General features: G+C 51.2%; 22 protein-coding genes and 2 pseudogenes. 23 read left to right on the top strand and 1 reads right to left on the bottom strand.

What is annotated here, in order from left to right; translation table 11 throughout:
• Nucleotides 1-209: 209 nt before the first annotated feature.
• From ravA to phoU, 23 genes and pseudogenes are all read left to right on the top strand, one after another.
• Nucleotides 210-1,718, top strand: a complete 1,509-nt coding sequence (ravA, locus tag ACM5QY_RS04530; RefSeq protein WP_416119417.1) for an ATPase RavA — start codon at nucleotides 210-212, stop codon at nucleotides 1,716-1,718.
• A gap of 2 nt (nucleotides 1,719-1,720) precedes the next feature.
• On the top strand, nucleotides 1,721-3,190 hold the full coding sequence (gene viaA / locus ACM5QY_RS04525) for an ATPase RavA stimulator ViaA (protein ID WP_416119416.1): 1,470 nt from the start codon (nucleotides 1,721-1,723) through the stop codon (nucleotides 3,188-3,190).
• A gap of 20 nt (nucleotides 3,191-3,210) precedes the next feature.
• The gene (asnC, locus tag ACM5QY_RS04520; protein WP_095924057.1) at nucleotides 3,211-3,672 is read left to right on the top strand and encodes a transcriptional regulator AsnC; all 462 of its coding nucleotides are present in this window, start codon (nucleotides 3,211-3,213) and stop codon (nucleotides 3,670-3,672) included.
• An 88-nt stretch (nucleotides 3,673-3,760) separates the two neighbouring features.
• Nucleotides 3,761-4,204 carry an FMN-binding protein MioC gene (mioC, locus tag ACM5QY_RS04515; protein WP_416119415.1) on the top strand — a complete coding sequence of 148 codons (444 nt, stop codon included), beginning with the start codon at nucleotides 3,761-3,763 and terminating at the stop codon, nucleotides 4,202-4,204.
• A gap of 379 nt (nucleotides 4,205-4,583) precedes the next feature.
• The gene (gene mnmG, locus ACM5QY_RS04510) at nucleotides 4,584-6,473 is read left to right on the top strand and encodes a tRNA uridine-5-carboxymethylaminomethyl(34) synthesis enzyme MnmG (protein ID WP_416119413.1); all 1,890 of its coding nucleotides are present in this window, start codon (nucleotides 4,584-4,586) and stop codon (nucleotides 6,471-6,473) included.
• A 130-nt stretch (nucleotides 6,474-6,603) separates the two neighbouring features.
• Nucleotides 6,604-7,224: a 16S rRNA (guanine(527)-N(7))-methyltransferase RsmG gene (gene rsmG, locus ACM5QY_RS04505; RefSeq protein ID WP_416119411.1), complete on the top strand. Its 621-nt coding sequence runs from the start codon at nucleotides 6,604-6,606 to the stop codon at nucleotides 7,222-7,224.
• 649 nt (nucleotides 7,225-7,873) lie between these two features.
• Nucleotides 7,874-8,272: a F0F1 ATP synthase subunit I gene (gene atpI, locus ACM5QY_RS04500; protein ID WP_416119410.1), complete on the top strand. Its 399-nt coding sequence runs from the start codon at nucleotides 7,874-7,876 to the stop codon at nucleotides 8,270-8,272.
• Between the two features lie 22 nt (nucleotides 8,273-8,294).
• The gene (gene atpB / locus ACM5QY_RS04495) at nucleotides 8,295-9,080 is read left to right on the top strand and encodes a F0F1 ATP synthase subunit A (RefSeq protein WP_416119409.1); all 786 of its coding nucleotides are present in this window, start codon (nucleotides 8,295-8,297) and stop codon (nucleotides 9,078-9,080) included.
• 49 nt (nucleotides 9,081-9,129) lie between these two features.
• Entirely contained in the window at nucleotides 9,130-9,369 is a 240-nt protein-coding gene (gene atpE, locus ACM5QY_RS04490; protein ID WP_004093904.1) for a F0F1 ATP synthase subunit C, read from the top strand.
• A gap of 65 nt (nucleotides 9,370-9,434) precedes the next feature.
• Entirely contained in the window at nucleotides 9,435-9,905 is a 471-nt protein-coding gene (gene atpF, locus ACM5QY_RS04485; RefSeq protein ID WP_104923890.1) for a F0F1 ATP synthase subunit B, read from the top strand.
• Between the two features lie 14 nt (nucleotides 9,906-9,919).
• Nucleotides 9,920-10,453 (top strand): F0F1 ATP synthase subunit delta, encoded by a 534-nt coding sequence (atpH, locus tag ACM5QY_RS04480; protein ID WP_416119408.1) that lies wholly within the window; start codon nucleotides 9,920-9,922, stop codon nucleotides 10,451-10,453.
• Between the two features lie 14 nt (nucleotides 10,454-10,467).
• The gene (atpA, locus tag ACM5QY_RS04475; RefSeq protein WP_104923888.1) at nucleotides 10,468-12,009 is read left to right on the top strand and encodes a F0F1 ATP synthase subunit alpha; all 1,542 of its coding nucleotides are present in this window, start codon (nucleotides 10,468-10,470) and stop codon (nucleotides 12,007-12,009) included.
• A gap of 71 nt (nucleotides 12,010-12,080) precedes the next feature.
• Complete coding sequence (gene atpG / locus ACM5QY_RS04470) at nucleotides 12,081-12,944, top strand: F0F1 ATP synthase subunit gamma (RefSeq protein WP_416119407.1); 864 nt, start codon at nucleotides 12,081-12,083, stop codon at nucleotides 12,942-12,944.
• 32 nt (nucleotides 12,945-12,976) lie between these two features.
• A complete protein-coding gene (atpD, locus tag ACM5QY_RS04465; RefSeq protein ID WP_104923887.1) occupies nucleotides 12,977-14,359 on the top strand; it encodes a F0F1 ATP synthase subunit beta in 1,383 nt (460 codons plus the stop codon).
• A 27-nt stretch (nucleotides 14,360-14,386) separates the two neighbouring features.
• Nucleotides 14,387-14,809, top strand: a complete 423-nt coding sequence (locus ACM5QY_RS04460) for a F0F1 ATP synthase subunit epsilon (protein ID WP_101077831.1) — start codon at nucleotides 14,387-14,389, stop codon at nucleotides 14,807-14,809.
• Between the two features lie 271 nt (nucleotides 14,810-15,080).
• Nucleotides 15,081-16,451, top strand: a complete 1,371-nt coding sequence (glmU, locus tag ACM5QY_RS04455; protein WP_416119406.1) for a bifunctional UDP-N-acetylglucosamine diphosphorylase/glucosamine-1-phosphate N-acetyltransferase GlmU — start codon at nucleotides 15,081-15,083, stop codon at nucleotides 16,449-16,451.
• A 224-nt stretch (nucleotides 16,452-16,675) separates the two neighbouring features.
• The gene (gene glmS, locus ACM5QY_RS04450) at nucleotides 16,676-18,505 is read left to right on the top strand and encodes a glutamine--fructose-6-phosphate transaminase (isomerizing) (protein WP_416119404.1); all 1,830 of its coding nucleotides are present in this window, start codon (nucleotides 16,676-16,678) and stop codon (nucleotides 18,503-18,505) included.
• 175 nt (nucleotides 18,506-18,680) lie between these two features.
• Nucleotides 18,681-19,553: a 23S rRNA pseudouridine(2604) synthase RluF gene (rluF, locus tag ACM5QY_RS04445; RefSeq protein WP_416119403.1), complete on the top strand. Its 873-nt coding sequence runs from the start codon at nucleotides 18,681-18,683 to the stop codon at nucleotides 19,551-19,553.
• A 216-nt stretch (nucleotides 19,554-19,769) separates the two neighbouring features.
• Nucleotides 19,770-20,810, top strand: coding sequence for a phosphate ABC transporter substrate-binding protein PstS (gene pstS / locus ACM5QY_RS04440; RefSeq protein WP_416119402.1), 1,041 nt, complete (start codon nucleotides 19,770-19,772; stop codon nucleotides 20,808-20,810).
• Nucleotides 20,811-20,904: 94 nt separating this feature from the next.
• The gene (gene pstC / locus ACM5QY_RS04435) at nucleotides 20,905-21,861 is read left to right on the top strand and encodes a phosphate ABC transporter permease PstC (protein WP_416119401.1); all 957 of its coding nucleotides are present in this window, start codon (nucleotides 20,905-20,907) and stop codon (nucleotides 21,859-21,861) included.
• Nucleotide 21,862: 1 nt separating this feature from the next.
• Nucleotides 21,863-22,749, top strand: a pseudogene (gene pstA, locus ACM5QY_RS04430) (phosphate ABC transporter permease PstA).
• 101 nt (nucleotides 22,750-22,850) lie between these two features.
• Complete coding sequence (gene pstB / locus ACM5QY_RS04425; protein WP_416122812.1) at nucleotides 22,851-23,618, top strand: phosphate ABC transporter ATP-binding protein PstB; 768 nt, start codon at nucleotides 22,851-22,853, stop codon at nucleotides 23,616-23,618.
• Between the two features lie 10 nt (nucleotides 23,619-23,628).
• The gene (gene phoU, locus ACM5QY_RS04420; RefSeq protein WP_416119399.1) at nucleotides 23,629-24,360 is read left to right on the top strand and encodes a phosphate signaling complex protein PhoU; all 732 of its coding nucleotides are present in this window, start codon (nucleotides 23,629-23,631) and stop codon (nucleotides 24,358-24,360) included.
• 70 nt (nucleotides 24,361-24,430) lie between these two features.
• Here the strand turns inward: phoU and ACM5QY_RS04415 are convergent.
• Nucleotides 24,431-25,758: pseudogene (locus ACM5QY_RS04415) on the bottom strand (IS4 family transposase).
• Between the last annotated feature and the right edge of the window lie 38 nt (nucleotides 25,759-25,796).

Here is a 25,796-nt window from a genome sequence, read left to right as displayed (position 1 = left end):
GCCCACTAAAAGGCGCACAGTATGCACGAATAAATCAGATTGCCTACCCATAAATGTGCAGCGAAACCGCCATTAAGATGAACGCGGTCACAATTCTGATAATAGAAAATTTTTAGTAATCAACAAGCTATAACGATAAAAATAAACGTGGCATATCGTCATAAGCCAGTACACTATTCAACAACTAAATGGAAACCGGAAGAGACAGTATGGCGCAATCCCCCCTTCTGGCAGAACGGATAGCCCGTCTTGCTAACGCATTAGAACATGGCCTGTACGAGAGGCAAGATGCGATACGCCTGTGTCTTCTGGCGGCCTTATGCGGAGAGAGCGTTTTTCTGCTTGGCCCGCCAGGCATCGCGAAAAGCCTGATTGCCCGCCGCCTGAAATTTGCTTTCCGACACGCGCGCGCTTTTGAATATCTGATGACACGCTTTTCCACTCCGGAAGAAGTCTTTGGTCCGCTGTCCATTCAGGCCCTGAAAGATGAAGGCCGTTATCTGCGTCTGACCGAAGGTTACTTGCCGGAAGCGGAAATTGTCTTCCTTGATGAAATCTGGAAAGCGGGTCCCGCCATCCTCAACACCTTGCTGACAGCCATCAACGAACGTCGTTTCCGTAATGGCGAGCGCGAAGAACCGATTCCGATGCGTCTGCTGGTCAGCGCTTCCAACGAATTGCCCGAAGCTGATGGCGGCCTGGAAGCATTGTATGACCGCATGCTGATTCGCCTGTGGCTGGATAAAGTGCAGGATAAGCAGAATTTCCGCTTACTGCTGACCAGCCGCACCAATGAAAGCGCCAATCCGGTGGCGGAATCCCTGAGTATCAGCGATGAAGAATATCAACAATGGCAGCCGGAGATCGATAAAGTCAATCTTTCAGACAGTTGCTTCGAACTGGTGTTTCAGCTTCGCCAGCGCCTTGATGCGCTCGATACCGCGCCTTATGTTTCCGATCGTCGCTGGAAAAAGGCACTCCGCCTGTTGCAGGCCTGCGCTTTTTTCAGCGGCCGGAATACTATCACTCCGATAGATTTGATTCTGCTGAAAGATTGTCTGTGGCATGACCTGAATACCTACCAACTGTTGCAAACCCAAATCGAGCAGCTGATCACCGAACAGGCTTACCAGCAACAAACCTTGCTGATGAAAATCCAGCAACTCAATCAGCAATGGATGCAATATCAGCAGCAGCAAAGCTCACGTCAGTCGATTAAGCTGAGCAAGAAAGCTGGCATTTTCAGCCGTAAACCGCAATACAGCCTGCCTGATGCCCTCGTTGCCAGCGGAATAACGCTGTTGCTGCAAACGCCTTTGCATCTGCATGAGATTAAAGTCACGCATCTGCTTTTTGAACGCAGCGTTCTGGAAGAGTGGATAAATAAAGGTGGCGTTCTGAAAGCCAAACTTAACGGGATTGGTTTTGTTCAAACGGTTGATGCCGAAATCGATGATAAGCAGCAATTGCTGGTGCTGGACGTCAGCCGTCAAAGTACGCCACTGACGTTGCCGGGCAACGAACACATCGCGGTGCCGGACGAAATGAAAAATACGCTGAATGATCTGACCGCAAAACTCGCTCAGCAAAGACATGAGTTCGGACAGCAGCAGAGTTGCCTTTTTGTTCCCGCAACGTGGATGGCAAAAATTGAAGCCAGTCTTTTGCAGGTTTCTGAACAGCTACGCCTGCAGCAACAAACCTTCAGCGGGCACTGATCATGTTTACCCTGGAATCTCTGGATCTTCTGCTGGCTATCAGCGAAGGAGAACTGATTGAGGAACTGATCGTCGGGTTACTGGCCGCGCCAGCCCTGGCGGTTTTCTTCGAAAAGTTTCCCCGCCTGAAGCGCGCGCTGACCCGGGATCTTCCTGAATGGAAATTACGCCTGCGCCAGAGGATCCACGAAACTCCGGTTCCTCAGGATCTGGCAAAAGAGTTTTATCTCTACCAGCATTGTCAGCAAGCCGACGCCCTGATATTTCAGGCAGAGCTGGGATCCCTGCTTGATGAGCTGGCAAGGCTGAATTCCCCGTTTGCCACCGAAGCCCGTACCTTGCGTGACAATCATGAAACCTCCCGTACTGCGCAGACCGGCAGTAGCTTCCAGACTTTATTCCTCCAGCGCTGGCGCCTGAATCTGACGTTCCAGACGGTGAACGTTCATCACCAGTTACTGGAACAGGAGCAGGAGCAGCTTCAGGAAGAATTGTTACAGCGGCTTGAACTGAGCAGCGAGTTGTCTCCTTTATTAGCAGAGAACGATACTGCCGCAGGCCGGTTGTGGGACATGAGTAAAGGAAAGCGTCTTCGCGGTGATATTCAGTCGCTGGCGCGTTTCGGCGCATTTCTCCAGCAACAACCGGAACTGATGAAACTGGCAGAACAACTCGGGCGCAGCCAGACGGTGAAAACCAGCCCGCATGAAGATGCCAAAATGGAAACGCACCGGCTGATGGTTCGCGAGCCTGCGACAGTGCCGGAAGAAGTGAATGGCATTCATCAGAGCGATGACATTTTGCGCCTGATGCCCACCGAACTGGGCACGCTGGGCATCCCCGAACTCGAATATGAATTTTACCGGCGCTTGCTGGAAAAACGTCTGATGACGTACCGGCTGCAAGGCGATGTCTGGTGTGAAAAAGTCGTGAAACGCCCGGTGGTTTATCAGCAGCAGGAACCACAGCCGCGGGGCCCTTTTGTGGTCTGCGTGGACACCTCAGGTTCGATGGGTGGCTTCAATGAGCAGTGTGCGAAAGCGTTCTGCCTGGCACTGCTGAAAATCGCTCTCGCCGATAACCGGAAGTGTTACATCATGCTGTTTGCCAGCGAAGTGATCCATTACGAACTGACCTCTGCCGGCGGGCTGGATCAGGCGCTGCGCTTTCTCGGACAGCATTTTCGTGGCGGTACCGATCTGGCCGCCTGCCTGAATGCCACGCTGGACAAACTGGCTTCTCCGCAATGGCACGACGCGGATGCCGTCGTCATCTCCGATTTCATCGCCCAGCGATTGCCTGATGAGGTGCAGAGAAAAGTTAAATTACTGCAACAGGAAAAACAGCACCGCTTCCATGCGCTGGCAATGTCACACTACGGAAAGCCCGGAATTCTGCGCATATTCGATCATATCTGGCGCTTTGATACCGGCGTGAAGAGCCGCGTTCAGCGACGCTGGCAGAGAAATTAAGCTTAAAGAGAAAGATAACCATGACTGAAATTTATCAGCTCGATGAGCTGGATCGCGGGATTCTGAACGCGTTGATGGAAAATGCCCGCACACCCTACGCCGAGCTGGCCAAAGTCTTCACCGTCAGCCCGGGAACCATCCACGTTCGTGTCGAGAAAATGAAGCAGGCCGGCATCATTACTGGCGCGCACATCACCGTGAATCCCAAGCAACTCGGTTACGATGTTTGCTGTTTTATCGGCATCATTCTTAAAAGCGCCAAGGATTATCCGTCTGCGCTGAAAAAGCTCGAGAGTATAGAAGAAGTGGTTGAAGCCTATTACACCACGGGCCATTACAGCATTTTCATTAAGATCATGTGTCGCTCTATCGATTCCCTCCAACATGTACTTATCAACAAGATCCAAACGATTGACGAGATCCAGTCCACAGAGACCCTGATCTCCCTGCAGAACCCCATCACACGGACTATCCAGCCCTGAGTCTCCATTTCTATACCCCTATTATCCACAGGTAGATCCCAGCTCATTCACAGCGTACAATAGCCCCTTTTCTCGGGTTGAGAGCACAATGGCAGACATTACCCTGATCAGTGGCAGTACGCTTGGCAGCGCCGAATATGTGGCAGAACACGTAGCAGAAAAGCTGGAAGAAGCCGGTTTTTCTACTGAGACGTTTCATGGCCCGGAGCTGTATGAAGTCCCGCAGGACGGGATCTGGTTGATGGTGTGTTCAACACACGGTGCGGGTGAACTGCCTGACAATTTACAGCCCTTTTTAGAGCAACTGGACGATCAGCAACCCGATCTCTCCAAAGTTCGCTTTGGTGCCTTAGGTTTAGGCAGCAGCGAATATGACACCTTCTGTGGTGCGATCGTCGCTTTGGATCAAAAACTGACCTCATTAGGGGCAAAACGGATCGGTGATCGTCTTGAGATCGACGTGACTCAACACGAAATTCCTGAAGATCCTGCTGAGGTTTGGGTCCTCAACTGGATTAATTTGATCAAATAAGTGTAAATTTCAGGCGATCAGATGTGGATAACTATGCTTAAAAGCAGGGTAAAACCCGTAGTTATCCCTCTAACAACTCCTGTATGCTTTTCATGCTGTGCATAACTCTCAATTCTGATCCCAGCTTATACTGTCCAGGATCACCGATCATTCACAGCATTGGATCCTTCTTAGCATCTTGATCTTCTTAAACAAAAGAGACTTATGCACAGAGGATCGCGATCCTAATAGAAGTATTAATAAGAGATCTTTAAATAAAAAAGATCTTCTTTTAATTAGTGAAGATCCCCGGGGACTTGTGGAACCTCTAAACTTGAGTAGAATCCCTCCTCCCAACGCCATACAAAGAAAGTTCGCTTGAACGCCGAGGTGCAGTCGCATGTTTTATCCGGATCAATTTGACGTCATCATCATAGGTGGTGGTCATGCAGGTACAGAAGCCGCCATGGCTTCGGCACGCATGGGACGTCAGACCTTATTACTCACCCACAATATCGACACGCTTGGACAAATGTCGTGTAACCCGGCTATTGGCGGGATCGGGAAGGGACATCTGGTTAAAGAAGTGGACGCGCTGGGCGGACTGATGGCCACCGCCATCGATCATGCAGGCATTCAGTTTAGGATACTAAACGCGAGCAAGGGCCCTGCTGTCAGGGCAACCCGTGCTCAGGCAGACCGGGTGCTTTACCGCCAGGCTGTCCGTACTGCGTTAGAAAATCAGCCTAACCTGATGATCTTCCAGCAACCTGTTGAAGACCTGATCGTCGAAAACGATCGCGTCGTGGGTGCTGTGACAAAAATGGGTCTCAAATTCCGCGCCAAAGCCGTTGTGCTGACCGTCGGGACGTTTCTGGATGGTAAGATCCACATCGGTCTTGAAAACTACAGCGGCGGCCGTGCGGGGGATCCTCCGGCGATCTCTTTGTCACAACGTCTGCGTGAATTGCCATTACGCGTAAACCGCCTGAAAACAGGTACACCGCCGCGTATCGATGCACGTTCCATAGATTTCAGCGTTCTCGCACAACAACATGGCGATAACCCGGCTCCGGTCTTCTCGTTCATGGGCAATGTGTCGCAACATCCGCGACAGATCCCATGCTACATGACCTACACCAACGAAAAAACGCATGATGTGATCCGCAATAATCTGGATCGCAGCCCGATGTATGCCGGGATCATCGAAGGGATCGGCCCGCGCTACTGCCCGTCGATCGAAGATAAAGTCATGCGTTTTGCCGATCGTAATTCTCATCAGATCTTCCTTGAACCGGAAGGCCTGACCAGCAACGAAGTCTATCCCAACGGGATTTCGACCAGCCTGCCCTTTGACGTACAGATGCAAATCGTCCGTTCAATGCAAGGGATGGAAAATGCGGTGATCGTTCGTCCTGGCTATGCCATCGAATATGATTTCTTCGATCCTCGTGATTTGAAACCGACGCTGGAAAGCAAATTTATCGCCGGCCTGTTCTTTGCCGGACAAATTAACGGCACCACAGGTTACGAAGAAGCCGCCGCACAAGGCCTGCTGGCCGGTATGAATGCGGCACGCAGCGCCAGCGAAGAAGAAGGCTGGGCACCACGACGAGATCAGGCTTACCTTGGCGTTCTGGTTGACGACTTGTGTACGCTGGGTACCAAAGAACCGTACCGTATGTTTACGTCACGCGCTGAATATCGTCTGATGCTGCGCGAAGACAACGCCGATTTACGCCTGACTGAAAAAGGCCGTGAACTTGGCCTGGTTGATGATGCCCGCTGGGTTCGTTTCAACCAGAAACTGGAAATGATCGAACAGGAACGTCAGCGTCTGCGTGGGATCTGGGTTAACCCTCACCATGCTCAGGTTGAAGAGATCAACGCGCATCTTTCTGCACCTCTTTCTAAAGAAGCAAGTGCTGAAGAACTGCTGCGTCGTCCTGAGATGACGTATGCACTGATCGCGAGTCTGTCTCCGTTTGGCCCCGGCGTACCGGATGTCCAGGCCGCAGAACAGGTTGAGATTCAGATCAAATACGAAGGCTATATCGCCCGTCAGCAGGAAGAGATCGAAAAACAACAGCGTAACGAAAACACGGTGTTGCCTCTCGATCTTGATTACAGCCAGGTAAACGGCTTGTCGAACGAAGTGATCGCCAAACTTAACGATCACAAACCGATGTCGATTGGTCAGGCGTCAAGGATCTCCGGTATTACACCGGCTGCAATTTCCATTTTGCTGATCTGGCTTAAAAAACAAGGCTTACTGCGCCGCAGTGCCTGAACCACATCTTTAATGACCGCTCTTTAAACTCGAAGAGCGGTCAATTCTTTCTTTTCCCACTTTTCTGGCTGTTTTATCATTTCCAAACCGGGCTGTTCCCGGCATATCGACTTTGTCTGAGGATTTCACTGTGCAAAAGAAACTGGACTCGCTGCTTGCTGCGGCAGGAATAGCGTTACCCGATCAGCAAAAACATCAACTGATTGGCTATGTCGAACTGCTGCATAAGTGGAACAAGGCCTACAACCTGACCTCTGTACGTGATCCGATGCAAATGCTGGTTCGTCATATTATGGACAGTATTGTGGTGAACCCGCATTTGCAGGGCCGTCGTTTCATCGATGTAGGAACCGGACCGGGCCTGCCTGGCATCCCGCTGGCAATTGTCCGTCCTGATTCACACTTCACATTGCTAGACAGCCTGGGTAAGCGTATACGCTTCCTGCGTCAGGTTCAGCATGAACTGGGCCTGAAAAACATCGAGCCCGTGCAGAGCCGTGTTGAAGAGTTTCAGCCAGAGCCGCCTTTTGATGGCGTGATCAGCCGCGCCTTTGCTTCGCTTCAGGATATGTTGTCATGGTGTCACCATTTGCCACAGAAAGGGCAGGGGCGTTTTTACGCGCTGAAAGGCGTGCGTCCGGATGATGAGCTCAACGTGTTGCCGGAAGGTATCACTCTGGAACGCGTCATAAAATTGCAGGTACCGGAACTTGACGGAGAACGTCATCTGGTCATTCTTACTGCAAACTAAAGTTGAGTTTTATCAATTAATCCTTAAAAAACGTGTGTGTTATCAGGGTTAAAATGAGCAGGCTAATTAAATAGTACAACCGACCTCTCAATTACTGCTTTTTTACATACTGATAGCATTTCAGTGATGTTTTTATTGTAATCCGCGACGTAATCGTCACTTTTGAAATTGAACAGGGGACAACTTCCTGATATTTAAATTGTAATGAAAATGTTGTTATTTGTTGGGTTGTTGTGTCAATAAATCGTAGCCAATTTTAAATAAGATTGTTTATCGAACATTGCATTCTTAACAATTTGATTTATAAAGATTTTAAAAGGCCTGATTAGCTAAAGACATTTAAACAGCGCAGGGTATATAAAGACATCTGGGTTAATTATGTGATCCAGTGCACGCTTCTTTGTCAGATGATGAAATAACCGAAGCAATGTAAAAAGGGCAAATTCAGCTATAGTTTGGTTGTCAAAATAGTGATGAAGCGGAAAATTTAAATAATTGTTCACCTTTTCGCTACTTATCCATTGAATTCGTTCCTGTGCCCCGTATAATTTGCTCGGTTTTTGCTGCTTGACTCAAAACAGTAAAGGCAGTGATATACGGCATTCAGTATACCTCCAGCTAGGTACTTGATACGGAGAGAACAAACGTCATGTCTGTATCCGGTATTTTACACAGTGCCCATAGTGTGAAGGTTGCCAGAAAGCTGTTGATACTGCAGTTATTGACCTTTGTTCTGCTCAGTGCTGTGTTTGGCTTTAAAAGCCTGGAATGGACCACATCGGCCCTTATGGGTGGTTTGGCCGCCTGGGTGCCAAATGTGCTGTTTATGCTGTTTGCATGGCGCCACCAGGCGCAAACAACGGTCTCTGGACGGGTTGCCTGGTCCTTTGCTATCGGGGAAGCGCTGAAGGTTCTGGTGACGGTGATCTTAATGATTGTCGCACTTGGCCTGTTTAAGGCGGCTTTTGCTCCGTTGGGGTTGGCCTATTTATCGGTGTTGATGACTCAGATTTTGGCACCGGTCGTCATTAACAGTTACCGTACTTAACTACTAAAGGGTAAGAGGCATCATGTCTGCATCAGGAGAAATCTCTACTCCACAAGAGTATATCAGTCACCATCTGACTCAGCTTCAGATCGGGACGGGATTCTGGTCGATTAACATCGATTCGATGTTTTTCTCCGTGTTCCTCGGAGTACTCTTTCTGGTTATTTTCCATCGCGTAGCCAAAAACGCCACCAGCGGTGTACCGGGTAAATTGCAAACTGCAGTTGAACTGGTCGTTGGTTTCGTCGACAGCAGCGTGCGTGACATGTATCACGGCAAAAGCAAAGTGATTGCACCTCTCGCGCTGACCGTCTTCGTCTGGGTGTTTATGATGAACCTGATGGATTTGCTGCCAATCGATTTGCTGCCGACTCTCATCGGTGAAAAGTTGCTTGGTCTGCCAGCGCTGCGTGTGGTTCCTACGGCTGACGTGAATATTACGTTGTCCATGGCACTTGGCGTATTCATTCTGATTCTTTTCTATAGCATTAAGATGAAAGGCTTTGGCGGTTTCATTAAAGAACTGACAATGCAGCCATTCAATCATCCGGTTTTCATTCCGATTAACTTGATTCTTGAAGGTGTCAGCCTGCTGTCTAAACCAGTTTCACTGGGTCTGCGACTGTTTGGCAATATGTATGCGGGTGAGTTGATCTTCATCCTTATTGCTGGCCTGTTGCCGTGGTGGTCACAGTGGATCCTGAATGTGCCTTGGGCCATTTTCCACATCCTGATCATTACGCTACAAGCCTTTATTTTCATGGTTCTGACGATTGTCTATCTCTCGATGGCATCTGAAAAACACTGATTTTCTTTCAACACTACTGCGTTTTAACTGAAACAAACTGGAGACTGTCATGGAAAACCTGAGTATGGATCTGCTGTACATGGCTGCCGCTGTGATGATGGGCCTGGCGGCAATCGGTGCTGCGATCGGTATCGGCATCTTGGGTGGTAAATTCTTGGAAGGTGCTGCACGTCAGCCTGACCTGATCCCTCTGTTGCGTACACAGTTCTTTATCGTTATGGGTCTGGTCGATGCAATCCCAATGATTGCGGTTGGTCTGGGTCTGTACGTGATGTTTGCTGTCGCCTAACACTGAGTTCGCTCAGCGTTAAACGAACTACATCAAATATTTCACTTTGAAAGAGGCATTGTGCTGTGAATCTTAACGCAACAATCCTCGGCCAGGCTATCGCGTTTGTCCTGTTTGTCGTGTTCTGTATGAAGTACGTATGGCCGCCAATTATGGCTGCCATCGAAAAACGTCAGAAAGAAATTTCTGAAGGTTTATCTTCCGCAGAACGTGCAAAAAAAGAACTGGACTTAGCGCAAGCCGATGCGACCGACCAACTGAAGAAAGCCAAAGCTGAAGCTCAGGTAATCATCGACCAGGCGAACAAGCGTAAAGCACAGATCGTCGACGAAGCGAAGACCGAAGCCGAGCAGGAACGTAACAAGATCGTAGCGCAAGCTAAGGCAGAGATTGACGCCGAACGCCAACGTGCACGTGAAGAGTTGCGTAAACAGGTCGGGATTTTGGCCATTGCTGGCGCCGAGAAGATCATCGAACGTTCCGTGGATGAAGCTGCTAACAGCGACATCGTTGATAAACTGGTCGCTGAACTGTAAGGAGGGAGGGGCTGATGTCTGAATTTGTAACTGTAGCTCGCCCCTACGCCAAAGCAGCTTTTGACTTTGCCGTTGAGCACCAAAGCGTAGATCGCTGGCAGTCCATGTTAGCGTTCACGGCTGAAGTCACGCGCAATGAACAGATTGAAGAACTGCTTTCCGGTGCTAGCGCGCCAGAAACGTTGTCTAAAACGTTTATTGCCGTATGTGGTGAACAACTCGACGAGGCATGCCAGAACCTGATTAAGGTGATGGCTGAAAATGGACGTTTACGCGTTCTTCCGGAAGTGCTGGAGCAGTTTATTGAACTGCGCGCCTCTCTCGAGGCTGTTGCTGAAGTCGAAGTAACCTCAGCAAATCCACTTTCGGAAGAACAGCAGGCAAAAATTGCTGCTGCGATGGAAAAACGTCTGTCTCGCAAAGTTAAGCTGAATTGCAAAATTGACAAGTCTGTTCTTGCCGGTGTCATTATCCGTGCAGGTGATATGGTGATTGATGGCAGCGTTCGCAGTCGTCTTGAACGCCTGGCAGACGTCTTGCAGTCTTAAGGGGACTGGAGCATATGCAACTGAATTCCACCGAAATCAGCGAACTGATAAAGCAGCGCATTGCTCAGTTCAATGTAGTGAGCGAAGCTCACAATGAAGGTACTATCGTTTCCGTCAGTGACGGGATCATCCGCGTACACGGCTTAGCCGATGTTATGCAAGGGGAAATGATTGCGTTGCCGGGTAACCGTTACGCTATCGCCCTGAACCTGGAGCGTGACTCTGTAGGTGCCGTTGTAATGGGCCCTTACGCTGACCTCGCCGAAGGGATGAAAGTAAAATGTACTGGCCGTATCCTGGAAGTTCCCGTTGGCCGTGGCCTGCTGGGCCGTGTTGTTAACACCCTGGGTGCGCCAATTGACGGTAAAGGTCCGGTAGAGCACGACGGCTTCTCAGCTGTTGAAGCAATCGCACCTGGCGTTATCGAACGCCAATCCGTAGACCAGCCTGTGCAGACAGGTTATAAGTCCGTTGATGCCATGATCCCAATCGGTCGTGGTCAGCGTGAACTGGTCATCGGTGACCGCCAAACCGGTAAAACTGCTCTGGCAATTGATGCGATCATCAACCAGCGCGAATCCGGCATCAAATGTATCTATGTGGCTATCGGCCAGAAAGCGTCCACCATTTCTAACGTGGTGCGTAAACTGGAAGAGCACGGCGCACTGGAAAACACCATCGTTGTTGTTGCAACTGCATCAGAATCTGCTGCACTGCAATACCTGGCGCCGTACTCCGGTTGCGCAATGGGTGAATATTTCCGTGACCGCGGTGAAGACGCACTGATCGTTTATGATGACCTGTCTAAACAGGCTGTTGCATACCGTCAGATTTCCCTGCTGCTTCGTCGTCCACCAGGTCGTGAAGCTTACCCAGGCGACGTTTTCTATCTCCACTCCCGTCTGCTGGAACGTGCTGCGCGTGTAAACGCCGATTACGTTGAAGCATTCACCAAGGGTGAAGTGAAAGGCAAAACCGGTTCCCTGACTGCGCTTCCAATCATCGAAACGCAAGCGGGCGACGTTTCCGCGTTCGTTCCTACCAACGTAATTTCGATTACTGATGGTCAGATCTTCCTGGAATCAAACCTGTTTAACGCCGGTATTCGTCCTGCGGTTAACCCGGGGATTTCGGTATCCCGTGTTGGTGGTGCTGCTCAGACTAAGATCATGAAAAAACTGTCCGGTGGTATTCGTACCGCTCTGGCACAGTATCGTGAACTGGCTGCGTTTTCGCAGTTCGCATCTGATCTGGATGAGGCAACCCGTAAACAGCTGAATCACGGTCAGAAAGTGACTGAGTTGCTGAAACAGAAACAATACGCTCCGATGTCTATCGTTGCGCAGTCTCTGATCATCTTCGCAGCAGAACGTGGTTACCTGGAAGACGTTGACTTGTCCAAAGTCGGTAGCTTCGAAGCGGCACTGTTGGCTTATGCTGACCGTGAACACGGCGAGCTTCTGCAGCAAATCAACCAAACTGGTGCGTATAACGATGAGATCGAGGGTAAATTCAAAAATATCCTCGATACCTTCAAAGCAACCCAGTCCTGGTAATACTAAACGGCCCTGCTGCCCTGCTTTTAGCAGATAAGCAGCAGGCCGTTTGGTCATGAGGAGAAGCAGAGATGGCCGGCGGAAAAGAGATACGTAGTAAGATCGGTAGCGTTCAAAACACGCAAAAGATCACTAAAGCGATGGAAATGGTCGCCGCCTCCAAAATGCGTAAAACGCAGGATCGCATGGCGGCCAGCCGTCCTTATGCAGAAACCATTCGTGAAGTGATTGGTCACCTCGCGCTCGGGAATCTGGAATACAAGCACCCTTACCTGGATGAGCGTGACGTTAAACGCGTCGGGTATCTGGTGGTGTCTACCGACCGTGGTCTTTGTGGTGGTCTGAACATTAACCTGTTCAAAAAACTGCTGACAGAGATGAAAGACTGGTCCGCAAAAGGCGTTGAGGTTGACTTAGCCCTGATCGGTTCCAAAGCAGCGTCTTTCTTCGGCTCCGTGGGTGGCAACGTTGTTGCTCAGGTGACTGGCATGGGGGATAACCCTTCCCTGTCAGAACTGATCGGACCGGTGAAAGTGATGTTGCAGGCTTTCGACGAAGGTCGCTTAGACAAGTTATGCGTTGTTAGCAATAAATTCGTCAATACCATGTCTCAGGAACCCCGCATCGTACAGCTGTTGCCTCTGCCTCCGGCAGAAGATGGCGTACTGGCGAAGAAATCCTGGGATTACCTGTATGAGCCGGACCCTAAAGCACTGCTGGATACCCTCCTGCGTCGCTACGTGGAATCGCAGGTTTATCAGGGCGTCGTAGAAAACCTGGCCAGCGAACAGGCCGCGCGAATGGTAGCGATGAAAGCCGCAACCGATAACGGCGGCAGCCTGATCAAAGAGCTGCAGTTGGTATACAACAAAGCTCGTCAGGCCAGCATCACTCAGGAACTCACCGAGATCGTCGGGGGAGCCTCCGCGGTTTAAGCTAGGTTTACGAATTACGTAGAGGATTCAAGATGGCTACTGGAAAGATTATCCAGGTAATCGGCGCCGTGGTGGACGTCGAGTTCCCTCAGGATGCGGTACCGAACGTGTACCATGCTCTTGAGGTAGAAAACGGTACCTCCAAGCTGGTGCTGGAAGTTCAGCAACAGTTAGGCGGCGGCGTTGTTCGTTGTATCGCAATGGGTACCTCAGACGGCCTGCGTCGCGGTCTGAAAGTGAACAACCTGCAACACCCAATCGAAGTTCCAGTGGGTGTGGCAACTCTGGGTCGTATCATGAACGTATTGGGTGAACCAATCGACATGAAAGGTGAAATCGGCGAAGAAGAACGTCGTGCCATTCACCGTCCGGCACCTTCTTATGAAGAGCTGGCGAACTCCCAGGAATTGCTGGAAACCGGTATCAAAGTTATGGACCTGATGTGCCCTTTCGCTAAGGGCGGTAAAGTCGGTCTGTTCGGTGGTGCGGGTGTAGGTAAAACTGTAAACATGATGGAGTTGATCCGTAACATCGCGATCGAGCACTCCGGTTATTCTGTGTTTGCAGGCGTGGGTGAACGTACTCGTGAGGGTAACGACTTCTACCACGAAATGACCGAATCCAACGTTATCGACAAAGTTTCTCTGGTTTATGGTCAGATGAATGAGCCACCAGGTAACCGTCTGCGCGTTGCACTGACCGGCCTGACCATGGCGGAGAAATTCCGTGATGAAGGTCGTGACGTACTGCTGTTCGTTGACAACATTTACCGTTACACCCTGGCGGGTACCGAAGTGTCTGCACTTCTGGGCCGTATGCCATCGGCGGTAGGTTATCAGCCAACGCTGGCGGAAGAGATGGGCGCTCTGCAAGAACGTATCACCTCGACCAAAAGTGGTTCTATCACCTCCGTACAGGCCGTTTACGTCCCTGCGGATGACTTGACTGACCCATCTCCAGCCACCACCTTTGCTCACTTAGATGCAACCGTGGTACTGAGCCGTCAGATCGCGTCACTGGGTATCTACCCGGCGGTTGACCCACTGGATTCCACCAGCCGTCAGCTGGATCCACTGGTTGTTGGTCAGGAACACTATGATGTGGCTCGTGGCGTGCAGTCTATTCTGCAACGTTACAAGGAACTGAAAGACATCATCGCGATTCTGGGTATGGACGAATTGTCAGAAGATGACAAACTGGCTGTCTCCCGTGCGCGTAAGATCGAACGCTTCCTGTCCCAGCCATTCTTCGTGGCCGAAGTCTTTACCGGTTCTCCGGGCAAGTTCGTATCGCTGAAAGACACCATTCGTGGTTTCAAAGGCATTATGGACGGCGACTACGATCACCTGCCAGAGCAAGCGTTCTACATGGTTGGCACCATTGAAGAAGCAGTGGAAAAAGCCAAGAAACTGTAACGCTAGTTTGTTGTGAGAGAGGATGACATGGCTGAAAAAGCTTACCATCTGGATGTTGTCAGTGCGGAAAAACGTATGTTTGCCGGCATGGTACAGAAAATCCAGGTGACGGGTAGCGAAGGCGAACTGGGTATTTTCCCGGGGCATGCTCCGCTGCTCACCGCCATCAAGCCTGGCATGGTGCGCATTGTTAAAGAACACGGTGAAGAAGAGTATATCTATCTTTCCGGTGGCATCCTTGAGGTGCAGCCGAATGCAACGACCGTGTTGGCTGATACTGCAATCCGTGGGCAAGACCTCGACGAAGCGCGCGCGCTTGAAGCTAAGCGCAAAGCGGAAGAACACATTAGTGGTTCTCACGGCGACGTTGATTACGCTCAGGCGTCAGCGGAACTGGCTAAGGCGATCGCGAAACTTCGCGTTATCGAACTGACCAGAAAAGCGATGTAACAACATCAGTGAGAAAAGCGACCTTCGGGTCGCTTTTTTTTTACCTTTAAAAAAGAGTGTTTTCAGCATTTATCCCAAGGCTTATTTTGGCTTTTGGTGGAATACTTGCGTGATTAATGGACACTTTACCCTCAGGTTTTTTGTTATAGTCTATATCGTGTTCAACCCTTGCGGGCTGCGGCTTGCAGACGGTTTTTGACGCGAAATATGTAGTAATCCGTTCACATAACGGGTTATTTTTGTCACTCAAATTGGATTTGTCAGGTTATCTATGTCAAACAGCGCACTGAGTGTGGTGATCCTTGCCGCGGGCAAGGGAACACGCATGTATTCCAACCTTCCTAAAGTTCTTCATACATTGGCGGGCAAGCCAATGGTTCAACACGTTATCGATGCAGCCACGCAGGTGGGTGCAAGAAACGTGCATCTGGTCTATGGCCACGGTGGGGATTTACTGAAGAAAACGCTGGCTGGCAGTGATCTGAACTGGGTATTGCAGGCCGAACAGCTGGGTACCGGGCATGCAATGCAGCAGGCTGCGCCTTTCTTTGCGGATGACGAAGATGTCCTGATGCTTTACGGCGATGTCCCGCTGATTTCAGTCGAAACGCTGGATAAATTGCTGAAAGCCAAACCTGAAGGCGGTATCGGTTTGCTCACCGTCGTACTGGATAATCCAACCGGCTATGGTCGCATCGTGCGTGAAAATGGCATTGTGACCGGCATCGTTGAGCAGAAAGATGCCAATGCCGAACAGCTGAAAATCAAAGAAATTAACACCGGTATTCTGGTGGCCAACGGCGCGTCGTTTAAACGCTGGCTCGGTCAGCTGAATAACAACAACGCGCAGGGCGAGTATTACATTACCGATATCATCGCGATGGCGCATGCGGAAGGCAATCTGATCGCCACCGTTCATCCGGCGCGTGACAGTGAAGTCGATGGCGTGAATAACCGCCTGCAACTTTCCCGTCTTGAGCGTGTGTATCAGACCGAACAGGCCGAACGTCTGCTTCTGGAAGGCGTGATGCTGATGGATCCGGCGCGCTTTGATCTCCGTGGCGAGTTGTCTCACGGGATTGATGTGGTGATCGACACCAACGTTATTATCGAAGGCCACGTAAAACTGGGCGATCGCGTCAAAATCGGTGCGGGCTGTGTACTGAAAAACTGCGTAATCGGCGATGACTGCGAAGTCAGCCCTTACAGCGTATTCGAAGATGCCGTGCTGGAAAGCGGTTGTACGGTCGGGCCTTTTGCCCGCCTGCGACCAGGTGCCGAACTGGCCGAAGGCGCGCATGTGGGTAACTTCGTCGAAATCAAAAAAGCGCGTCTTGGGAAGGGTTCGAAAGCGGGCCATCTTTCCTATCTTGGCGACGCTGAAATTGGCGACAACGTGAATATCGGCGCGGGTACGATCACCTGCAACTACGACGGCGTGAACAAAAGCAAAACGATTATCGGCAACAACGTCTTCGTCGGGTCTGACACTCAGCTGATTGCGCCGGTCACCGTGGGCAATAATGTCACTATCGCTGCCGGAACAACCGTGACGCGCGATGTACCGGATAACGGTTTGCTGCTGAGCCGTGTCCCGCAGGTGCATAAGCCGGACTGGCAGAAACCCGTGAAGAAAAAATAAGCTACCCTGAAATGGAGTGCGTCAGGCGCAAAAATTTGCGCCTGATTTCTTTCTGTCACGTTGTGTTTTGGTCTGTGTTTTCTCCGAATGCAGACCAAAACATAATAATCCCCAACTTCTACAAGGCTCGGGGAACCGCACGTACACCGGAAAACGGGGCGTGTGGATAAATCAGGTCAGGCATCAAAAAAGGTCCCGAAAGACCTTCAATAGGAATAAAACTGATGTGTGGAATTGTAGGCGCAGTAGCGCAACGCGATATTGCTGAAATTCTGTTAGAAGGTTTACGTCGTCTGGAATACCGCGGTTATGACTCAGCGGGTCTGGCTGTGATTGATGAGGACGGAAAAATGGGGCGCCTGCGTCGTCTGGGTAAAGTCCAGATGCTGGCAGATGCGCTGGATGAACATCCTTTGCACGGCGGTACGGGTATTGCCCATACCCGCTGGGCAACGCACGGTGAACCTTCCGAAGCGAACGCGCACCCGCATGTCTCTGATTACATTGCGGTAGTGCACAACGGCATTATTGAAAACCACGAACCTCTGCGTGAATTGCTGATCGAACGCGGTTACCGTTTTGATTCCGAAACGGATACCGAAGTGATTGCGCATCTGGTGCATTGGGAACAACTTCAGGGCGGCACGTTGCTGGAAGTCGTTCAGCGCGTGATCCCTCAACTGCGCGGCGCTTATGGCACCGTGGTGATGGACCGACGTGATCCGTCCGTTCTGATCGCTGCCCGTTCCGGTAGTCCGCTGGTGATTGGTCGTGGCGTGGGTGAAAACTTCATTGCTTCCGATCAGCTGGCGCTGTTGCCTGTCACCCGCCGCTTCCTGTTCCTGGAAGAAGGCGATGTGGCCGAGGTTAAACGCCGTTCCGTCAGCGTGTATGACAAAAAAGGTCATGCCGTTGAACGCGAAGAGATCGAATCTAAAGTGCAGTACGACGCCGGTGATAAAGGTGCTTACCGCCACTACATGCAGAAAGAAATCTACGAACAGCCGCTGGCGATTAAAAACACCCTGGAAGGGCGTTTCAGTCACGGTGAAGTGAATCTGAGCGAACTGGGCGAAAAGGCGGATGAGATCCTGTCCCGCGTTCAGCATGTGCAGATTATCGCCTGCGGCACGTCATACAACTCCGGGATGGTGGCGCGTTACTGGTTCGAATCTCTGGCCGGTATGCCGTGTGATGTCGAGATCGCGTCCGAATTCCGCTATCGCAAATCTGCCGTGCGCCCGGGCAGCCTGATCATCACCTTGTCTCAGTCAGGTGAAACCGCCGATACGCTGGCGGCACTGCGCCTGTCCAAAGAGCTGGGTTATCTCGGTTCCCTGGCCGTGTGTAACGTTGCCGGTTCCTCTCTGGTGCGTGAATCCGATATGGCGCTGATGACCAAAGCGGGCACGGAAATCGGTGTGGCATCGACCAAAGCGTTTACCACCCAACTGACCGTTCTGCTGATGCTGGTGGCGCGTATGGGCCGTCTGAAAGGCATGGCACCGCAGGTTGAGCACGACATTGTTCACGCATTACAGGCGCTGCCTGCGCGTATCGAACAGATGCTCTCGCTGGATAAAACCATCGAATCGCTGGCGGAAGGTTTCTCTGACAAACATCATGCGTTGTTCCTCGGTCGTGGTGATCAGTACCCGATTGCCATGGAAGGTGCGCTGAAGCTGAAAGAGATTTCCTATATTCATGCGGAAGCCTATGCGGCAGGCGAGCTGAAACACGGCCCGCTGGCGCTGATTGACGCAGATATGCCGGTGATCGTGGTGGCGCCTAACAACGAACTGCTGGAAAAACTGAAGTCGAATATCGAAGAAGTGCGCGCCCGCGGCGGTTTGCTGTATGTATTCGCCGATCAGGATGCTGGTTTTACCGACAGCGACGGTATGAAGATCATTCAGTTACCGCACGTCGAAGAAATCGTCGCTCCGATTTTCTACACAGTTCCGTTACAGCTGCTGTCTTACTATGTCGCGCTGATTAAAGGCACTGACGTAGACCAGCCACGTAATCTGGCCAAATCAGTCACAGTAGAATAAGCCACGCCGGTTTTGATACTGACTTCTAAGCGCCCATTTCGGGCGCTTTTTTATTTCCAAACGGCTACCTGCGGGTTTTCTCTTTCCCAGCCGCTGTCACGATTCTTTTCTCTCAGGCTTCGTTACCCGCCACGCATAAGGTATAGTCCGCCTTTTTACGAAGGTGCCTTGCTGAATGCTGTCCAACCCCTCCATTCGTCTCAACAAATACATTAGTGAGAGCGGGATCTGCTCTCGCCGCGATGCCGATCGTTACGTAGAACAAGGAAACGTTTTTATTAATGGCAGACGCGCCTCCGTGGGTGCACAGGTATTTGCCGGGGATGTGGTGAAAGTTAACGGCCAGCTGATTGAACCGCGTGATGAAGAAGATGTCGTGCTGATTGCGCTCAATAAGCCCGTGGGCATCATCACCACCATGGAAGACGGTGAACGGGACAACATCAGTGATTTCGTAAATCACAGCAAACGTGTTTTTCCGATTGGGCGTCTGGATAAAGACTCTCAGGGGCTGATTTTACTGACCAACCACGGTGATCTGGTCAACAAAATCCTTCGTGCCGGTAACGATCACGAAAAAGAATACGTCGTAACGGTCAACAAACCGGTGACGGATGAGTTTATTACCGGCCTGGGCGCGGGCGTGCCGATGCTGGGAACGGTAACCAAAAAATGCAAAGTGAAGAAAGAAGCGCCCTTTGTATTTCGTATCACGCTGGTTCAGGGGCTTAACCGCCAGATCCGCCGTATGTGTAAGCACTTTGGCTTTGAAGTCACCAAGCTTGAACGTGTGCGGATTATGAACATCAACCTGAAAGGCCTGCCTTTGGGGGAATGGCGTGATTTGACGGACGACGAGCTGGTCGAATTATTCAGGCTGACTGAAAACTCAACGTCTGATGAAAAACCGGCCAAAAAAACGCAGGCGAAACCTGCTCAGGCGAAAAAAACGGTTGTCACAAAACCGAAAAATACTGAAAAACCTGACGGGAATTCAGCGTCCCGTATGCGTTTTGCACAGCCTGGACGTAAAAAGAAAGGGCGTTAAGCCTGAATGTTTTTTCGCTGATACCGGCCTTCGCGCCGGTTTTTATTTGATGGGTCCCCGCCAGCTTGCCCATCTCGCTCAAATTGTGACCGGTGTCATAAAACTGTCATATAACGTACATTTTACTGTCACCGAACTGTCCTATTTTCCTCCTGTGCCAAACACTTTATATATCTCGACCTGGGTCGAACAAAAAAAAACCACTAGGAGTGGAACATGAAATTGATGCGTAACACCGTCGCCGGTATTGTAGCAGCGACTTTTTCCCTCACAGCAATGTCTGCTTTCGCTGCTAGTAATTTGACTGGCGCTGGCGGCACCTTCCCTGCACCTGTCTACGCTAAGTGGGCGGATGCTTATCAGAAAGCCACCGGTACTCAGGTTAACTATCAGGGCATCGGTTCTTCCGGCGGCGTGAAACAAATCATCGCCAAGACCGTTGATTTCGGCGCATCTGATGCTCCGATGAAAGAAGAAGATCTGAACAAAAACGGCCTGTTCCAGTTCCCTACCGTCATCGGTGGCGTGGTACTGGCTGTCAATATCCCGGGCATCAAATCAGGTCAGCTGACGCTGGATGGCGCAACGCTGGGTGATATCTACCTGGGTAAAATTAAAAAGTGGAACGACGCGGCGATCACTAAGCTGAACCCGGGCGTGAAACTGCCAGATACCAATATCGCGGTTGTTCGTCGTGCTGACGGCTCCGGGACTTCTTTCGTGTTCACCAGCTATCTGGCTAAAGTGAACAACGAGTGGAAAGAGAAAATCGGTTCAGGCTCTACGGTTAACTGGCCTACCGGTCTGGGCGGCAAAGGTAACGACGGTGTGGCCGCATTTGTACAGCGTCTGCCAGGCTCAATCGGTTACGTAGAGTACGCTTACGCGAAACAAAACAACCTGGCTTACACCAAACTGGTGGATGCCGATGGAAAAGCTATCAGCCCGACGGAAGAATCCTTCAGCGCAGCAGCTAAAGGCGCTGACTGGAGCAAAACCTTCGCTCAGGATCTGACTTACCAGAAAGGCACCAATGCGTGGCCAATCAGCTCCACCACCTTCATCCTGATTTACAAAGATCAGCAGGATGCAGCGAAAGGCGCTGAAGTTCTGAAGTTCTTCGACTGGGCTTACAAAAACGGCAACAAACTGACGACTGATCTGGATTACGCAACGCTGCCACCCGCTGTGGTTGAGCAGGTTCGCGCAGCCTGGAAAGCCAACGTCAAAGATAGCAGCGGCAAAGCACTTTACTAGGATCCGGCGTCTCGTCTGATATAAAGTACAAGTCTTCTGCTTCATTCCCTCTCCGGCCGGGGAGGGAATTAAATCTGAATTAAAAGAGAGTGGTATGGCTGAATACAAACCGGCTATCAAAGCACCGAGCAAAAACGGTGACATTATTTTCGGTGCACTGGTCAAACTGGCTGCGCTGATCGTGTTATTAATGCTGGGCGGCATCATTGTCTCGCTGTTTGTCGCTTCGCTGCCGAGTATTGAAAAGTTCGGATTATCCTTCCTGTGGAATAAAACCTGGGATGCTCCTAATCAGGAGTTCGGCGCACTTGTGCCTATTTACGGCACGGTCGTTACCTCAATTATCGCCTTACTGATTGCCGTACCCGTCAGTTTTGGTATCGCATTATTCCTCACTGAGCTTGCACCTAACTGGATGAAACGTCCGCTGGGTATTGCCATCGAACTGCTGGCGGCTATCCCCAGTATTGTTTATGGCATGTGGGGTTTATTCGTTTTCGCGCCGTTGTTTGCGAAGTATTTCCAGACGCCAGTCGGCGATGTGCTGTCCGGTATCCCGATTGTAGGTGCGCTTTTCGCCGGGCCGGGGTTTGGTATCGGTATTCTGGCGGCAGGCGTCATTCTGGCCATCATGATCATTCCGTATATTGCCTCCGTCATGCGTGACGTGTTTGAGCAAACGCCGGTGATGATGAAAGAATCGGCCTACGGTATTGGGTGTACGACCTGGGAAGTTATCTGGCGCATTGTACTGCCGTTCACTAAAAATGGTGTCATCGGCGGTGTCATGCTCGGTCTGGGTCGTGCGCTGGGGGAAACCATGGCGGTGACCTTCATTATCGGTAACACCTACCAGCTCGACAGTGCGTCGCTCTACGCACCCGGCAACAGCATTACGTCGGCGCTGGCGAACGAATTCGCCGAAGCCGAAGCGGGTCTGCACACTTCCGCACTGATGGAACTGGGGCTTATCCTGTTTGTTATCACCTTTATCGTTCTGGCGCTGTCGAAAGTCATGATCCTGCGCCTGGCTAAGAAAGAGGGCCGTTAAGATGACGACACTCGAAATGCAAAGTAACCCAGCTTTACTGGAATCCCGCCGCAAGCGTCAGGCATGGCGTCGCCAGAAGAACCGTCTGGCACTGATGGTCTCCATGCTGACCATGCTCTTTGGTTTGTTCTGGCTGGTCTGGATCCTGTTTACGACCATCGTTAAAGGCGTAGACGGCATGTCTCTGGCGCTGTTTACCCAAAACACGCCGCCGCCCAATACGGCAGGCGGGGGCTGGCGAACGCCATTGCGGGCAGCGGATTATTGATTTTATGGGCGACAGCCATCGGTACGCCGCTGGGCGTCATGGCGGGGATCTATCTGGCAGAATATGGCCGTAAATCCTGGCTGGCGGAATTCATTCGCTTCATCAACGACATTCTGCTTTCTGCCCCTTCCATTGTGGTCGGCCTGTTCGTTTACACCATTATGGTGGCGAAAATGGGACACTTCTCTGGCTGGGCGGGCGTACTGGCGCTGGCGCTGCTGCAAATCCCGATTGTTATCCGTACCACGGAAAACATGCTGAAACTGGTGCCGGACAGCCTGCGTGAAGCAGCTTATGCGCTGGGCACGCCGAAATGGAAAATGATTTCTGCGATCACCCTGAAAGCGTCTGTTTCCGGCATTATCACCGGTATTTTGCTGGCTATCGCCCGCATCGCCGGTGAAACCGCACCGCTGCTGTTTACGTCGCTCTCCAACCAGTTCTGGAGCACCGACATGATGCAGCCGATCGCCAACCTGCCGGTCACCATCTTTAAGTTTGCGATGAGCCCGTTTGGCGAATGGCAACAACTGGCCTGGGCGGGCGTGCTGCTGATTACAGTGTGTGTGCTCTTGCTGAACATTCTGGCGCGTGTGATTTTCGCCACGAAGAAGCAGTAAGTTAATTCATTACTGATGGCAGATGCGTGTTAAATCTGCCGTCACTGTTTACCCGGCGTCGCACGGCGACGCGCGCAAAAGAGAGATGTCTTATGAGTCGAATGACTGACGCATCCAACAGCAAGATTCAGGTTCGCGATCTGAATTTTTATTACGGCAAATTCCACGCGTTGAAAAATATTTCCCTGGATATCGCTAAGAACGAAGTCACGGCATTCATCGGCCCGTCAGGTTGTGGTAAATCCACGCTGCTGCGTACGTTTAACAAAATGTACCAGCTTTATCCGGAGCAGAATGCGGAAGGTGAAATTCTGCTCGATGGCGAAAATATTCTGGTCGATAAACAGGATATCGCGCTGCTGCGTGCCAAAGTCGGCATGGTCTTCCAGAAACCGACGCCGTTTCCGATGTCTATTTATGACAACATCGCGTTTGGTGTCCGTCTGTTTGAAAAACTGTCCCGTACGGACATGGATGAGCGCGTGCAATGGGCGTTGACCAAAGCTGCATTGTGGAACGAATCCAAAGATAAGCTGCACCAGAGCGGTTACAGCCTGTCCGGCGGCCAGCAACAGCGTCTGTGCATTGCGCGCGGTATTGCGATCCGTCCTGATGTTCTTCTGCTTGATGAACCGTGCTCGGCGCTGGATCCTATTTCAACCGGCCGTATCGAAGAGCTGATCACCGAGCTAAAATCTGATTACACTGTGGTGATCGTGACCCACAACATGCAGCAGGCTGCGCGTTGTTCAGACCGCACTGCGTTTATGTATTTGGGTGAGCTGATCGAATACAGTGATACTGACTCGCTGTTTACTTCGCCAGCGCGCAAACAGACTGAAGATTACATTACTGGCCGCTACGGTTGAGGTAAGAAAGATGGACAACCTGAACTTAAACAAACACATATCCGGCCAGTTCAACGCCGAGCTTGAGCACATCCGTACACAGGTTCTGGCAATGGGCGGGCTGGTTGAGCAGCAACTGACTGATGCGATCACCGCGATGCACAATCAGGATGCCGAACTGGCACAGCGCGTCATCAAAGGTGATGACAAAGTTAACCTGATGGAAGTGGCGATCGACGAAGCCTGTGTGCGTATTATTGCCAAGCGCCAGCCGACCGCCAGCGATCTGCGTTTAGTGATGGCGATTATCAAAACCATTTCTGAACTGGAACGTATCGGCGATGTGGCGGATAAAATATGCCGTACCGCGCTCGAGAAATTCTCGCACCTGCATCAGCCACTGCTGGTCAGCCTGGAATCTCTGGGTCGCCACACGGTAGAAATGCTGCATGACGTGCTCGACGCGTTCGCGCGTATGGATCTTGACGAAGCGGTGCGTATTTACCGTGAAGATAAGAAAGTGGATCAGGAATACGAAGGTATTGTGCGCCAGCTCATGACTTACATGATGGAAGATCCGCGTACCATTCCAAGCGTCCTGACCGCGTTGTTCTGCGCCCGTTCCATTGAGCGTATCGGCGACCGTTGCCAGAATATTTGTGAATTCATCTTCTACTTCGTGAAAGGACAGGATTTCCGTCACGTCGGCGGCGATGCGCTGGACAAATTGCTGACAGACGGTAAAGACGCCGCGAAAGAGTGATCGGTCACTGATACTCTTCATAAGCGCTATTCGTCATAAAAAAGGCCTCTTCCGAGGTAATGCCAGTCAGTTAAGCAACTGACTGGCTTTTTTCCTGTGCTTTTGGATACTTCCGGGGTCTTTCCTTCACCACTCTCGGAAAGGCCCTTTCTCTTCTTATCGGCAGCTTCACCATCTGCGCCATACTCTCCAGATTACGCAACAGTTCGGGGATCCGGCCCGGAGATGCGCCCTGAAGCGTCATTAACATCCTCATCACCAGACTGCACGAGTCTGAGAAGCTTAGCTGATTCGGCCAGTAACCCTTTAGGGTTTTAGACATCTTAATCATCTGATAACGAACAAGATTATAGGCTAGTAATACCCCCCATAACTCCTGCTCGACAAGTTCTGGTTTTTTACTTCTCAGCGTTAACCGACTCAGTAACATCGTCTGCTTAATTTCACGATAACCCAGTTCGATTTCCCAACGGTGGCCGTAGAGATCGGCCATTTCCCCCCCGGGTACCGCATGGCATCTGTCATTGAGGTCAGCAGATGGCAGACTTTGCCTTTACGGGTAAACGTCAGAAGGCGAGCCGTCATTTCCTCCCCCAGATCAGGCCACTTTTTCCGGGCCTGAGGACTGGTTTTCATCCTTATCAGATGATCGCCTTTACCGAGTTTTCGCACCTCTTCGTACTGCGCTCCTTTTTTCAACGGGATCATCCAGTGACGGCTCTCTCCCGCCTGATGCCAGGCATTCAGCAGCCCCAGAGAATAATAACCTTTATCGAGTAAAGTCAGTGTGTTATCGCCTGTTTGTTCTATCAGTTTTTCTGCCAGCGTATATTCGCTTTCTTTCATCGTACCGAAGGCGGCAGCCGTAAGCAGGTGGCTGGTCAGTTCCATCTGGCAGACCATTTTCACCTGCGGATAAAGCCCCGGTTGCCCGGCATAGGTCTGTCGCGGGAAAGCCACATCATTTTCTGGTGTATCCTGGGTTCGCCAGACGACACCGTCCACCGCCAGTAATGTCAGACCACACCAGTGTGGATGGGTGACGGAGTTGTGCCACACCTGTGCCGTTTGGGTAAACACGCGGCGAACGGCATCACTTCCCAGGCGCTGGCGGGCCTGGATAACGGCGCTTGGGGCAACGAAGGGCCGGTTGCCGGGGAGCATAATATCCAGACGGTTCACGATTTGGTGGAGGGGTTCTTCGCGTTCGAGCGCCATGCCAATGATGCACCAGACCATCATTTCCAACGGGAGACGGCGTTTACGCAGCGTGACGGAACCTGACTCGGCCAGACAGCGGGAGACAAGGTCGGGATCCAGAACATCACCGAGAGAAGTCAGAGGGTTACGGGTAGAGTCGTAGCAGGAAACGAGCTCAAGAGCCTGAGCAATGCGCATAAAAAAAATCCAGAAACGAAGAACGTTTCTGGATTTTT

The sequence above is a fragment of the Rahnella sp. PCH160 genome, from assembly GCF_047784855.1.
In the GTDB taxonomy this organism is placed as follows: Bacteria; Pseudomonadota; Gammaproteobacteria; order Enterobacterales; family Enterobacteriaceae; genus Rahnella.
The sequence above is the reverse complement of the archived record's forward strand: the minus strand, read 5'-3'. Positions and strand labels throughout refer to the sequence as shown.

What these genes read in the sequence shown, in the direction of transcription:
- ravA (WP_416119417.1), top strand. Translation starts at nt 210, where the DNA reads ATGGCGCAATCCCCCCTTCTGGCAGAACGGATAGCCCGTCTTGCTAAC.
- viaA (WP_416119416.1), top strand. Translation starts at nt 1,721, where the DNA reads ATGTTTACCCTGGAATCTCTGGATCTTCTGCTGGCTATCAGCGAAGGA.
- asnC (WP_095924057.1), top strand. Translation starts at nt 3,211, where the DNA reads ATGACTGAAATTTATCAGCTCGATGAGCTGGATCGCGGGATTCTGAAC.
- mioC (WP_416119415.1), top strand. Translation starts at nt 3,761, where the DNA reads ATGGCAGACATTACCCTGATCAGTGGCAGTACGCTTGGCAGCGCCGAA.
- mnmG (WP_416119413.1), top strand. Translation starts at nt 4,584, where the DNA reads ATGTTTTATCCGGATCAATTTGACGTCATCATCATAGGTGGTGGTCAT.
- atpI (WP_416119410.1), top strand. Translation starts at nt 7,874, where the DNA reads ATGTCTGTATCCGGTATTTTACACAGTGCCCATAGTGTGAAGGTTGCC.
- atpB (WP_416119409.1), top strand. Translation starts at nt 8,295, where the DNA reads ATGTCTGCATCAGGAGAAATCTCTACTCCACAAGAGTATATCAGTCAC.
- atpE (WP_004093904.1), top strand. Translation starts at nt 9,130, where the DNA reads ATGGAAAACCTGAGTATGGATCTGCTGTACATGGCTGCCGCTGTGATG.
- atpH (WP_416119408.1), top strand. Translation starts at nt 9,920, where the DNA reads ATGTCTGAATTTGTAACTGTAGCTCGCCCCTACGCCAAAGCAGCTTTT.
- atpA (WP_104923888.1), top strand. Translation starts at nt 10,468, where the DNA reads ATGCAACTGAATTCCACCGAAATCAGCGAACTGATAAAGCAGCGCATT.
- atpG (WP_416119407.1), top strand. Translation starts at nt 12,081, where the DNA reads ATGGCCGGCGGAAAAGAGATACGTAGTAAGATCGGTAGCGTTCAAAAC.
- atpD (WP_104923887.1), top strand. Translation starts at nt 12,977, where the DNA reads ATGGCTACTGGAAAGATTATCCAGGTAATCGGCGCCGTGGTGGACGTC.
- ACM5QY_RS04460 (WP_101077831.1), top strand. Translation starts at nt 14,387, where the DNA reads ATGGCTGAAAAAGCTTACCATCTGGATGTTGTCAGTGCGGAAAAACGT.
- glmU (WP_416119406.1), top strand. Translation starts at nt 15,081, where the DNA reads ATGTCAAACAGCGCACTGAGTGTGGTGATCCTTGCCGCGGGCAAGGGA.
- glmS (WP_416119404.1), top strand. Translation starts at nt 16,676, where the DNA reads ATGTGTGGAATTGTAGGCGCAGTAGCGCAACGCGATATTGCTGAAATT.
- rluF (WP_416119403.1), top strand. Translation starts at nt 18,681, where the DNA reads ATGCTGTCCAACCCCTCCATTCGTCTCAACAAATACATTAGTGAGAGC.
- pstS (WP_416119402.1), top strand. Translation starts at nt 19,770, where the DNA reads ATGAAATTGATGCGTAACACCGTCGCCGGTATTGTAGCAGCGACTTTT.
- pstC (WP_416119401.1), top strand. Translation starts at nt 20,905, where the DNA reads ATGGCTGAATACAAACCGGCTATCAAAGCACCGAGCAAAAACGGTGAC.
- pstB (WP_416122812.1), top strand. Translation starts at nt 22,851, where the DNA reads ATGACTGACGCATCCAACAGCAAGATTCAGGTTCGCGATCTGAATTTT.
- phoU (WP_416119399.1), top strand. Translation starts at nt 23,629, where the DNA reads ATGGACAACCTGAACTTAAACAAACACATATCCGGCCAGTTCAACGCC.